We start from the raw sequence: 10,848 nt of genomic DNA, 5'->3' as shown, positions 1-10,848 counted from the left end.
CGAAGTCAGTAACCATACCTACGGCAAGGCGAAGCTGACGTGGTTTGAAGAGATTTTCGAAGAGTATAAACTGCTTATAAAATAAAAAGGAGTCCAGATGGAACACATTATTTATCAGCTTGAAGAGGATTTGGCAATCCTTACCTTGAACCGTCCTGAGGTCGCAAATGGTTTTCATATTCCCATGTGTGAGGAGATTTTAGAAGCGCTGACTTTAGCAGAAGAGGATCCAGCTGTGCATTTTATCTTAATCAATGCCAATGGCAAAGTCTTCTCAGTTGGGGGAGATTTGGTAGAGATGAAGCGGGCAGTGGATGAGGATGATATTCCATCATTGACGAAAATCGCAGAATTGGTCAATACTATTTCCTATAAAATCAAGCAAATAGCTAAACCTGTTTTAATGGAAGTTGACGGTGCTGTTGCAGGTGCCGCAGCGAATATGGCTGTTGCGGCAGATTTCTGTTTGGCGACGGATAAGGCTAAGTTTATCCAAGCCTTTGTTGGCGTCGGCTTGGCTCCAGATGCAGGTGGGATTCATCTCTTGAGCCGCAGTATCGGTGTGACGCGTGCTGCTCAATTAGCTATGACAGGAGAGGCTTTGACCGCAGAAAAAGCTCTGGAGTGGGGGCTAGTTTACCGTGTTTCCGAAGCTGATAAACTTGAAAAGACGAGAGAACAGCTTCTTAAAAAATTAAGACGTGGTTCAAGTAATTCCTATGCTGCCATTAAGAAGTTGGTTTGGGAGAGCCAATTTAAAGACTGGCAGGATTACGCTACTTTAGAACTGAATCTACAGGAATCCTTAGCTCAAACAGAGGATTTCAAAGAGGGAGTTCGGGCTCATTCGGAGAGAAGACGGCCTAAATTTACAGGAAAATAAAAAAATACTTGCATCATTCTTTGAACTTTGATATAATTCTCTTGTCAAATGTTTTGATTGTAAAAGTTTTTTTGAGAAGGAGGGATATGAAAAATGGACTACCAACGAATTAATGAATATTTAACATCTATATTTAACAATGTCCTTGTCATTGAGGAAGTGAGCTTGAGAGGTAGTCGTTTCAAGGATATCTCCATCAAAGAAATGCATACGATTGATGTGATTGGGAAATTCCCAGACGTGACACCAAGTCAAGTGTCAAAAGAGTTGATGGTGACTCTTGGGACCGTTACGACTAGTTTGAATAATCTCGAACGCAAGGGTTACATTGAACGCATTCGCTCAGAGCAGGATCGTCGTGTGGTTCATCTACATTTGACAAAGAAGGGTCGCTTGGTTCATAGGCTGCATAGACGCTTCCACAAGGCCATGGTTGAAAAAATCATTGATGGTATGAGTAAGGAAGAAATTGATGTTATGAGCAAAGGTTTGACCAATCTTTATCAATTTTTGGAGGATTTGAAATAATGGCTTTTGCAAAAATAAGCCAGGTTGCTCATTATGTGCCAGAGCAAGTGGTTACAAATCACGACTTGGCTCAGATTATGGATACCAATGATGAGTGGATTTCAAGTCGGACGGGAATACGACAAAGGCATATTTCAAGAACAGAATCTACCAGTGATTTGGCTACGGAAGTTGCTAAGAAACTGATGGCAAAAGCTGGAATAATAGGAGAGGAACTGGATTTTATCATCCTAGCTACCATTACTCCAGATTCGATGATGCCCTCTACAGCTGCTCGTGTTCAAGCTAATATTAGTGCAAAAAAAGCCTTTGCTTTTGACCTAACCGCGGCCTGCAGTGGATTTGTATTTGCTCTTTCAACTGCTGAAAAGTTTATCGCTTCCGGTCGCTTTCAAAAAGGCTTGGTGATTGGTAGTGAAACCCTCTCTAAGGCAGTCGATTGGTCAGACCGATCAACAGCTGTGTTGTTTGGAGATGGTGCTGGTGGCGTCTTGTTAGAAGCTAGCGATAAGCAACATTTCCTAGCGGAGAGTCTCAATAGCGATGGAAGTCGTAGCGAGTGTCTGACTTACGGACATTCAGGTCTGCATTCTCCATTTTCAGATCAAGAAAATGCAGATTCATTTTTGAAGATGGATGGACGCGCAGTTTTTGATTTTGCCATTCGGGATGTAGCCAAGTCTATCAAGCAGACTATTGATGAATCTCCTATAGAGGCGACAAACTTGGATTATCTGCTACTGCATCAAGCCAATGACCGTATTTTGGATAAGATGGCTAGAAAAATCGGTGTCGACCGAGCTAAACTTCCAGCCAATATGATGGAATATGGCAATACCAGTGCAGCCAGTATCCCGATTTTACTTTCAGAGTGTGTAGAACATGGTCTTATCCATTTAGATGGTAGCCAGACTGTTCTGCTATCAGGCTTCGGTGGAGGCTTGACCTGGGGCACGCTCATTCTTACAATTTAGGTAATCATGTGGTGAACACATTGTTATAAAAAACTATTTATTTTAAAGGAGTCCTATCATGGCAGTATTTGAAAAAGTACAAGAAATTATCGTTGAAGAACTTGGAAAAGACGCATCAGAAGTAACACTTGAATCAACTTTTGATGATTTGGACGCAGATTCATTGGACTTGTTCCAAGTAATCTCAGAAATCGAAGATGCTTTTGATATCCAAATCGAAGCAGAAGATGACTTGAAAACAGTTGGTGACTTGGTTGCCTATGTTGAAGAGCAAACAAAATAAGAAGAATATAAGATAGAAGGAGTAGGGAAACCCGCTCCCTCTTGTTTAGGCAATAGTTTGATTTTCAAATTATGACAGTATCGAACTATTACGTAAGCAAGAAACGATGGAGGCACTATGAAAACGCGTATTACAGAATTATTGAATATTGAGTATCCTATTTTCCAAGGAGGAATGGCTTGGGTTGCTGATGGTGATCTGGCAGGGGCTGTTTCCAAGGCTGGGGGACTAGGCATTATCGGTGGGGGAAATGCCCCGAAAGAAGTTGTCAAGGCTAATATTGATAAGATTAAATCATTGACGGATAAACCCTTTGGTGTCAACATCATGCTCTTGTCTCCCTTTGTGGAAGATATTGTAGATCTCGTTATCGAGGAAGGCGTCAAAGTGGTTACAACAGGGGCAGGAAATCCTGGTAAATACATGGAACGCTTTCACGAAGCAGGGATTACAGTTATTCCTGTTGTACCAAGCGTTGCCCTAGCTAAACGCATGGAAAAAATTGGTGCGGACGCTGTTATCGCAGAAGGAATGGAAGCTGGGGGGCATATCGGTAAATTAACAACCATGACCTTGGTGCGTCAAGTGGCGGCAGCTGTATCTATCCCTGTTATTGCGGCAGGAGGGATTGCGGATGGTGAAGGTGCTGCGGCTGGCTTTATGCTAGGTGCAGAGGCTGTTCAGGTTGGAACTCGTTTTGTCGTTGCAAAAGAGTCTAATGCCCATCCAAATTACAAGGCCAAGATTTTAAAAGCTAGAGATATTGATACTACGATTTCAGCTCAACACTTTGGACATGCTGTTCGTGCAATTAAAAATCAGTTGACTCGTGATTTTGAAAAAGCTGAAAAAGATGCCTTTAAACAAGAAAATCCTGATTTGGAAATTTTTGAACAAATGGGAGCAGGTGCCCTAGCCAAAGCAGTTGTTCACGGTGATGTGGATGGTGGCTCTGTTATGGCAGGTCAAATCGCAGGCCTTGTTTCCAAAGAAGAAACCGTTGAAGAAATCCTAAAAGATTTGTACTATGGAGCAGCTAAGAAAATACAAGAAGAAGCCTCTCGTTGGGCAGGAGTTGTAAGAAATGACTAAAACAGCCTTTTTATTTGCTGGTCAAGGTGCCCAGTATCTAGGGATGGGACGGGATCTCTATGATCAGTATCCGATTGTCAAAGAAACGATTGATCAAGCCAGTCAGGTTCTTGGTTATGATTTGCGTCATCTCATCGATACAGAAGAAGAAAAACTCAATCAGACCCGCTATACGCAACCAGCTATTCTAGCGACTTCGGTTGCTATCTACCGTTTATTGCAAGAAAAGGGCTATCAGCCTGATATGGTTGCTGGTTTGTCCCTTGGAGAATATTCTGCCTTGGTGGCCAGTGGCGCCTTGGATTTTGAAGATGCGGTAGCCTTAATCGCTAAGCGTGGCGCCTATATGGAAGAAGCAGTTCCTGCTGGTTCTGGAAAGATGGTAGCAGTTCTCAATACGCCAGTAGAGGTCATTGAAGAAGCCTGTCAAAAAGCTTCTGAACTTGGAGTGGTTACTCCAGCCAACTATAATACACCTGCACAAATTGTGATTGGTGGAGAAGTGGTTGCAGTTGACCGAGCTGTTGAACTCTTGCAGGAAGCAGGAGCTAAACGCTTGATTCCTCTCAAGGTTTCAGGTCCCTTTCATACCGCTCTCCTTGAGCCTGCTAGTCAGAAACTAGCTGAAACTCTAGCTCAGGTAAGTTTTTCAGATTTCACTTGTCCCCTAGTCGGCAATACAGAAGCTACAGTTATGAAAAAAGAAGACATTGCTCAACTCTTGACGCGTCAGGTCAAGGAACCAGTTCGTTTTTATGAAAGTATTGCAGTTATGCAAGAAGCAGGAGTAACCAACTTTATCGAGATTGGACCGGGGAAAGTCTTGTCAGGCTTTGTCAAAAAAATTGATAAAACGGCTAAACTAGCTAATGTTGAAGATCAGGCGAGTTTGGAAGCCTTGCTAGAAAACGAGTAATCCCTTCTCCCACAAATATAAGAGGAAACAGGAGAAAAGAATGCAACTAAAAAATAAAAATATCTTTATTACAGGTTCGAGTCGTGGTATTGGTCTTGCCATTGCCCACAAGTTTGCTCAAGCAGGAGCCAACATTGTTTTAAACAGTCGTGGTGCCATTTCAGAAGAATTGCTCGCTGAGTTTGCAGACTATGGTGTCAAGGTGGTTCCTATATCAGGAGACGTGTCAGATTTTGCAGACGCTAAGCGTATGGTTGATCAAGCTATTGTAGAGCTGGGTTCAGTAGATGTTTTGGTCAACAATGCAGGGATTACCCAAGATACCCTGATGCTCAAGATGACAGAAGCAGATTTTGAAAAAGTGCTTAAAGTGAATCTGACTGGTGCCTTTAACATGACACAATCAGTCTTGAAACCGATGATAAAAGCCAGAGAAGGTGCTATCATTAATATGTCTAGTGTTGTTGGTTTGATGGGAAATATCGGTCAAGCTAACTATGCTGCTTCTAAGGCTGGCTTGATTGGTTTTACCAAGTCTGTGGCGCGTGAAGTGGCCAATCGCAATATCAGGGTTAATGCTATTGCACCTGGAATGATTGAGTCCGATATGACAGCTGTTCTATCAGACAAGGTAAAAGATGCCATGCTAGCGCAAATTCCTATGAAAGCATTTGGGCAGGCAGAACAGGTTGCAGATTTGACAGTATTTTTAGCAGGCCAAGATTATCTAACTGGTCAAGTGGTTGCCATTGATGGTGGCCTCAGTATGTAGCAGAAGCTAGAGGTAAAAAAGATGAAACTAAATCGTGTAGTAGTAACAGGTTATGGAGTGACATCTCCAATCGGAAATACACCAGAAGAATTTTGGAATAGTTTGACAACTGGAAAAATCGGAATTGGTCAAATTACAAAATTTGATCATAGTGACTTTGATGTGCATAATGCAGCAGAAATCCAAGATTTTCCTTTTGATAAATACTTTGTGAAGAAAGATACCAATCGTTTCGATAACTATTCTTTATATGCCTTGTATGCAGCCCAAGAAGCTGTCAACCATGCTAATTTGGATGTAGAGGCTCTTGACAAGGATCGTTTTGGTGTTATCGTTGCCTCTGGTATTGGTGGAATCAAGGAAATTGAAGATCAAGTGCTTCGTCTCAACGAAAAAGGGCCAAAACGTGTGAAACCATTGACTCTTCCAAAAGCCTTGCCAAATATGGCTTCAGGAAATGTTGCTATGCGTTTTGGAGCAAACGGTGTTTGTAAATCTATCAATACTGCCTGCGCTTCATCAAATGACGCGATTGGGGATGCCTTCCGCTCGATTAAATTTGGTTTCCAAGATGTTATGTTGGTAGGTGGTTCAGAAGCTTCTATTACCCCTTTTGCTATTGCAGGTTTCCAAGCCTTGACAGCTCTCTCTACTACAGAGGATCCAGCTCGTGCTTCTATCCCATTTGATAAGGACAGAAATGGTTTTGTCATGGGAGAAGGTTCAGGGATGTTGGTTCTTGAAAGTCTTGAACATGCTGAAAAACGTGGGGCTACTATCCTTGCTGAAGTGGTTGGTTACGGAAATACCTGTGATGCCTACCATATGACTTCACCACATCCAGAAGGTCAGGGAGCTATCAAGGCCATCAAACTAGCCTTGGAAGAAGCTGAGATTTCTCCAGAACAAGTAGCCTATGTCAATGCTCACGGAACGTCAACTCCTGCTAATGAAAAAGGAGAAAGTGGTGCTATCGTAGCTGTTCTTGGTAAGGAAGTACCTGTATCATCAACCAAGTCTTTCACAGGACATTTGCTGGGGGCTGCGGGTGCAGTAGAAGCTATCGTCACCATCGAGGCTATGCGTCATAACTTTGTACCAATGACAGCTGGAACAAGTGAAGTATCAGATTATATCGAAGCCAATGTTGTTTATGGACAAGGCTTGGAGCAAGAAATTCCATACGCTATTTCAAATACTTTTGGCTTTGGTGGCCACAATGCAGTTCTTGCTTTCAAACGTTGGGAGAATAAATAAGTATGAATTTAAACGATATTAAAGACTTGATGGCTCAATTTGACCAATCAAGTTTGAGAGAATTTTCTTATAAGAATGGGACGGATGAGTTGGAGTTTAGCAAGAATGAAGCGAGACTGGTGTCTGAAGCTGTACCTCAAGTCGTTCCAGCACCCGTTCTAGCAACACCGGGTCCAGTAGCTCCTACATCTGCTCCAGCAGAAACTGTAGTGGAAGAAACTTCGGTGCCAGCTGAAGCAAGTGTAGTTGCTGAGGGAGATCTTGTAGAGAGCCCACTTGTTGGGGTGGCTTACTTGGCTGCTGGTCCAGATAAACCTGCCTTTGTAACAGTTGGTGATAGTGTTAAAAAAGGTCAAACATTGCTCATTATCGAAGCCATGAAAGTCATGAATGAAATCCCAGCTCCTAAGGATGGTGTGGTAACGGAAATTCTCGTTTCTAACGAAGAAATGGTTGAGTTTGGTAAAGGATTGGTACGTATCAAATGATCGATATTCAAGGAATCAAAGAAGCCCTTCCCCACCGTTATCCTATGCTCCTAGTAGACCGTGTCTTGGAAGTGAGCGAGGACACTATTGTTGCCATCAAAAATGTGACCATCAATGAGCTTTTCTTTAACGGCCACTTTCCTCAATACCCAGTTATGCCAGGTGTTCTGATTATGGAAGCCTTGGCGCAAACAGCTGGTGTCTTGGAGTTATCAAAACCTGAAAATAAAGGTAAACTGGTCTTTTATGCTGGTATGGACAAGGTTAAATTTAAGAAGCAAGTTGTGCCAGGCGATCAATTGGTTATGACAGCGACTTTTGTAAAACGTCGCGGTAGCATTGCCGTGGTTGAAGCAAAGGCTGAAGTGGATGGCAAGCTTGCGGCCAGTGGTACTCTTACCTTTGCAATTGGGAACTAAGGAGGTTCTCCATGTTTCGAAAAATTTTAATTGCCAATCGTGGTGAAATTGCAGTTCGTATTATCCGTGCTGCGCGTGAATTGGGGATTGTGACGGTGGCGGTTTATTCAACTGCTGATAAGGAAGCCCTTCATACGCTTTTGGCAGATGAAGCAGTTTGTATCGGTCCGGGCAAGGTAACAGAGTCTTATCTTAATATCAATGCGGTTCTATCAGCTGCAGTCTTGACTGAGGCAGAAGCCATTCACCCAGGTTTCGGATTTCTCAGTGAAAATTCCAAATTTGCAACCATGTGTGAAGAGGTGGGGATTAAGTTTATCGGCCCATCTGGTCATGTCATGGATATGATGGGAGACAAAATCAATGCGCGTGCTCAGATGATAAAAGCAGGTGTGCCTGTCATTCCAGGTTCAGATGGAGAAGTGCATAACTCTGAGGAAGCTTTGATTGTTGCTGAAAAAATCGGCTACCCTGTCATGCTCAAGGCTTCAGCAGGTGGAGGTGGTAAAGGGATTCGTAAGGTTGAAAAACCAGAGGACCTCGTTTCAGCCTTTGAAACTGCCTCTAGTGAGGCCAAGGCCAACTATGGCAATGGTGCCATGTATATAGAACGGGTCATCTATCCAGCTCGTCACATCGAGGTTCAAATCCTAGGAGATGAGCATGGACATGTAATTCACTTGGGGGAACGGGATTGCTCTCTTCAACGGAATAACCAAAAGGTTTTAGAAGAAAGCCCTTCGATTGCAATCGGAAAAACGTTGCGCCATGAAATCGGTGCTGCAGCTGTTCGAGCTGCAGAGTCTGTTGGCTATGAAAATGCAGGGACCATTGAGTTTCTTCTTGATGAAGCCAGTGGCAATTTCTATTTCATGGAAATGAATACACGTGTTCAGGTAGAGCATCCAGTAACAGAGTTTGTTTCAGGTGTTGACATCGTTAAGGAACAGATTCGCATTGCAGCAGGTCAGCCCCTGTCTGTTAAGCAAGAAGATATTGTCCTACGCGGTCATGCCATCGAGTGTCGTATCAATGCAGAAAATCCAGCCTTTAACTTTGCTCCAAGTCCAGGTAAGATCACCAATCTCTATCTTCCAAGTGGAGGAGTTGGCTTGCGCGTGGATTCAGCAGTTTATCCAGGTTATACCATTCCGCCTTATTATGATAGTATGATTGCCAAAATCATCGTTCACGGTGAAAATCGTTTTGATGCCTTGATGAAAATGCAACGTGCCCTCTATGAATTAGAGATTGAAGGGGTGCAGACCAATGCAGATTTCCAGCTTGACCTCATTTCAGATCGCAATGTCATTGCTGGAGATTACGATACTTCCTTCTTGATGGAAACCTTCTTACCCAAATATCAAGAAAAAGAATAAAATGACTTCAAGAGTTTAAACCGAAAAGGGGAATTAATGGCTCTATTTAGTAAAAAAGATAAGTATATTCGAATCAATCCCAATCGTTCGGTTAGGGAAAAACCTCAAGCTAAGCCAGAGGTTCCAGATGAATTATTCTCCCAGTGTCCAGGCTGTAAGTATACCATTTATCAGAAGGATCTGGGAAGTGAGCGTATCTGTCCGCACTGTAGCTACACTTTTCGTATTTCTGCTCAAGAACGCTTGGCTTTGACGATTGATATGGGAACCTTCAAGGAATTGTTTACAGGGATTGAAAGCAAGGATCCCTTGCATTTCCCTGGTTATCAAAAGAAACTAGCAACTATGCGTGAAAAAACAGGGCTGGATGAAGCCGTTGTGACAGGAACTGCTCTTATTAAGGGTCAGACTGTGGCTCTTGGGATTATGGATTCCAACTTTATCATGGCTTCTATGGGTACGGTTGTAGGGGAAAAAATCACTCGCTTGTTTGAGTATGCGACTGTTGAAAAATTGCCAGTTATCCTCTTCACAGCCTCTGGTGGAGCCCGTATGCAGGAAGGAATCATGAGTCTCATGCAGATGGCTAAGATTTCTGCAGCAGTTAAACGCCATTCAAATGCAGGTCTCTTTTACCTGACCATTTTGACAGATCCAACGACAGGTGGTGTGACAGCTTCTTTCGCTATGGAAGGCGATATTATTCTGGCTGAACCACAGAGCTTGGTCGGTTTTGCTGGGCGTCGTGTCATTGAAAATACGGTTCGTGAAAGCTTGCCTGAGGATTTCCAAAAGGCAGAATTCCTATTGGAACATGGCTTTGTGGATGCTATTGTCAAAAGAAGAGACTTGCCAGATACCATTGCTAGCCTAGTCAGATTGCACGGAGGGGGTCCTAGATGAATATTGCAAAAATAGTCAGAGAAGCGCGTGAGCAGAGTCGCTTGACAACCTTGGACTTTGCGACAGGCATTTTTGATGACTTTATCCAATTACACGGTGACCGTTCTTTTCGTGATGATGGTGCAGTTGTTGGTGGTATTGGCTGGCTTGGTGATCAAGCTGTAACAGTGGTTGGTATCCAAAAAGGCAAGAGTTTACAAGATAACCTCAAGCGGAATTTTGGTCAACCGCATCCAGAAGGCTACCGCAAGGCACTACGTTTGATGAAACAGGCTGAAAAGTTTGGTCGTCCAGTTGTGACCTTTATCAATACAGCAGGTGCCTATCCTGGTGTCGGCGCGGAAGAACGTGGACAGGGAGAAGCTATTGCTCGCAATCTCATGGAAATGAGTGACCTGAAAGTTCCTATTATTGCTATCATTATCGGTGAAGGTGGTTCAGGTGGTGCTCTGGCTTTGGCAGTCGCAGACCGTGTCTGGATGCTGGAAAATTCTATCTATGCCATTCTCAGTCCAGAAGGCTTTGCTTCCATTCTATGGAAGGACGGCAGTCGTGCCATGGAAGCGGCAGAACTGATGAAAATCACTTCGCATGAACTGTTAGAAATGGACGTGGTGGACAAGGTGATTTCTGAAGCAGGACTTTCTAGTAAAGAACTGATTAAGAATGTTAAAAAAGAACTCCAAGCTGAGCTAGCTCTACTTTCACAAAAACCGCTAGAAGAGTTGTTGGAAGAGCGCTATCAACGGTTTAGAAAATACTAATACTCTTCGAAAATCAAATTCAAACCACGTCAGCTTCGCCTTGCCGTACTCAAGTACTGCCTACGGCTAGCTTCCTAGTTTGCTCTTTGATTTTCATTGAGTATAATTCTTTAGAATACGCAAAAACTAGAACTGACTGCCAGTTCTAGTTTTTATGTGGTTCTTACTCTGTGCAGAGGGGAAAGTAAAA

General features: G+C 43.1%; 13 protein-coding genes. All 13 read left to right on the top strand.

Going from position 1 to position 10,848, the window contains the following annotated elements; all coding sequences use genetic code 11:
• The first annotated feature begins 97 nt into the window (after window positions 1–97).
• The 13 genes from HT711_RS03240 to HT711_RS03180 all read left to right on the top strand — a co-directional run bounded on the left by HT711_RS03240 (window position 98) and on the right by HT711_RS03180 (window position 10,658).
• Entirely contained in the window at window positions 98–883 is a 786-nt protein-coding gene (locus HT711_RS03240) for an enoyl-CoA hydratase (RefSeq protein ID WP_164227001.1), read from the top strand.
• 93 nt (window positions 884–976) lie between these two features.
• The gene (locus HT711_RS03235) at window positions 977–1,411 is read left to right on the top strand and encodes a MarR family transcriptional regulator (RefSeq protein ID WP_164227000.1); all 435 of its coding nucleotides are present in this window, start codon (window positions 977–979) and stop codon (window positions 1,409–1,411) included.
• Window positions 1,411–2,385, top strand: coding sequence for a beta-ketoacyl-ACP synthase III (locus tag HT711_RS03230; RefSeq protein ID WP_164226999.1), 975 nt, complete (start codon window positions 1,411–1,413; stop codon window positions 2,383–2,385). The genes HT711_RS03235 and HT711_RS03230 overlap by 1 nt, the downstream gene beginning before the upstream one ends.
• A gap of 58 nt (window positions 2,386–2,443) precedes the next feature.
• Window positions 2,444–2,668 (top strand): acyl carrier protein, encoded by a 225-nt coding sequence (locus tag HT711_RS03225; RefSeq protein WP_000257838.1) that lies wholly within the window; start codon window positions 2,444–2,446, stop codon window positions 2,666–2,668.
• Between the two features lie 117 nt (window positions 2,669–2,785).
• Window positions 2,786–3,760, top strand: a complete 975-nt coding sequence (gene fabK, locus HT711_RS03220; protein WP_112444397.1) for an enoyl-[acyl-carrier-protein] reductase FabK — start codon at window positions 2,786–2,788, stop codon at window positions 3,758–3,760.
• Window positions 3,753–4,676: an ACP S-malonyltransferase gene (fabD, locus tag HT711_RS03215; protein WP_173233481.1), complete on the top strand. Its 924-nt coding sequence runs from the start codon at window positions 3,753–3,755 to the stop codon at window positions 4,674–4,676. Before fabK ends, fabD begins: the two co-directional genes overlap by 8 nt.
• Before the next feature lie 40 nt (window positions 4,677–4,716).
• Window positions 4,717–5,448, top strand: coding sequence for a 3-oxoacyl-[acyl-carrier-protein] reductase (fabG, locus tag HT711_RS03210; RefSeq protein ID WP_173233483.1), 732 nt, complete (start codon window positions 4,717–4,719; stop codon window positions 5,446–5,448).
• Between the two features lie 21 nt (window positions 5,449–5,469).
• Window positions 5,470–6,705 (top strand): beta-ketoacyl-ACP synthase II, encoded by a 1,236-nt coding sequence (gene fabF, locus HT711_RS03205; protein ID WP_173233485.1) that lies wholly within the window; start codon window positions 5,470–5,472, stop codon window positions 6,703–6,705.
• A gap of 2 nt (window positions 6,706–6,707) precedes the next feature.
• Complete coding sequence (gene accB, locus HT711_RS03200; protein WP_173233486.1) at window positions 6,708–7,193, top strand: acetyl-CoA carboxylase biotin carboxyl carrier protein; 486 nt, start codon at window positions 6,708–6,710, stop codon at window positions 7,191–7,193.
• On the top strand, window positions 7,190–7,612 hold the full coding sequence (gene fabZ / locus HT711_RS03195; RefSeq protein ID WP_173233487.1) for a 3-hydroxyacyl-ACP dehydratase FabZ: 423 nt from the start codon (window positions 7,190–7,192) through the stop codon (window positions 7,610–7,612). Before accB ends, fabZ begins: the two co-directional genes overlap by 4 nt.
• An 11-nt stretch (window positions 7,613–7,623) precedes the next feature.
• On the top strand, window positions 7,624–8,991 hold the full coding sequence (gene accC, locus HT711_RS03190) for an acetyl-CoA carboxylase biotin carboxylase subunit (RefSeq protein ID WP_173249728.1): 1,368 nt from the start codon (window positions 7,624–7,626) through the stop codon (window positions 8,989–8,991).
• 36 nt (window positions 8,992–9,027) lie between these two features.
• Window positions 9,028–9,894 carry an acetyl-CoA carboxylase, carboxyltransferase subunit beta gene (accD, locus tag HT711_RS03185; RefSeq protein ID WP_173217937.1) on the top strand — a complete coding sequence of 289 codons (867 nt, stop codon included), beginning with the start codon at window positions 9,028–9,030 and terminating at the stop codon, window positions 9,892–9,894.
• Window positions 9,891–10,658, top strand: a complete 768-nt coding sequence (locus tag HT711_RS03180) for an acetyl-CoA carboxylase carboxyl transferase subunit alpha (protein ID WP_173217935.1) — start codon at window positions 9,891–9,893, stop codon at window positions 10,656–10,658. Before accD ends, HT711_RS03180 begins: the two co-directional genes overlap by 4 nt.
• Window positions 10,659–10,848 lie beyond the last annotated feature (190 nt).

This window comes from Streptococcus sp. 1032 (assembly GCF_013277015.1).
Lineage (GTDB): Bacteria > Bacillota > Bacilli > Lactobacillales > Streptococcaceae > Streptococcus.
Note: the sequence above shows the minus strand (reverse complement) of the source record. Positions and strands in the feature narration are given on the sequence as shown.

Excerpts from the sequence above, each read along its gene's own strand:
- HT711_RS03240 (WP_164227001.1), top strand. The coding sequence starts at position 98 with ATGGAACACATTATTTATCAGCTTGAAGAGGATTTGGCAATCCTTACC.
- HT711_RS03235 (WP_164227000.1), top strand. The coding sequence starts at position 977 with ATGGACTACCAACGAATTAATGAATATTTAACATCTATATTTAACAAT.
- HT711_RS03230 (WP_164226999.1), top strand. The coding sequence starts at position 1,411 with ATGGCTTTTGCAAAAATAAGCCAGGTTGCTCATTATGTGCCAGAGCAA.
- HT711_RS03225 (WP_000257838.1), top strand. The coding sequence starts at position 2,444 with ATGGCAGTATTTGAAAAAGTACAAGAAATTATCGTTGAAGAACTTGGA.
- fabK (WP_112444397.1), top strand. The coding sequence starts at position 2,786 with ATGAAAACGCGTATTACAGAATTATTGAATATTGAGTATCCTATTTTC.
- fabD (WP_173233481.1), top strand. The coding sequence starts at position 3,753 with ATGACTAAAACAGCCTTTTTATTTGCTGGTCAAGGTGCCCAGTATCTA.
- fabG (WP_173233483.1), top strand. The coding sequence starts at position 4,717 with ATGCAACTAAAAAATAAAAATATCTTTATTACAGGTTCGAGTCGTGGT.
- fabF (WP_173233485.1), top strand. The coding sequence starts at position 5,470 with ATGAAACTAAATCGTGTAGTAGTAACAGGTTATGGAGTGACATCTCCA.
- accB (WP_173233486.1), top strand. The coding sequence starts at position 6,708 with ATGAATTTAAACGATATTAAAGACTTGATGGCTCAATTTGACCAATCA.
- fabZ (WP_173233487.1), top strand. The coding sequence starts at position 7,190 with ATGATCGATATTCAAGGAATCAAAGAAGCCCTTCCCCACCGTTATCCT.
- accC (WP_173249728.1), top strand. The coding sequence starts at position 7,624 with ATGTTTCGAAAAATTTTAATTGCCAATCGTGGTGAAATTGCAGTTCGT.
- accD (WP_173217937.1), top strand. The coding sequence starts at position 9,028 with ATGGCTCTATTTAGTAAAAAAGATAAGTATATTCGAATCAATCCCAAT.
- HT711_RS03180 (WP_173217935.1), top strand. The coding sequence starts at position 9,891 with ATGAATATTGCAAAAATAGTCAGAGAAGCGCGTGAGCAGAGTCGCTTG.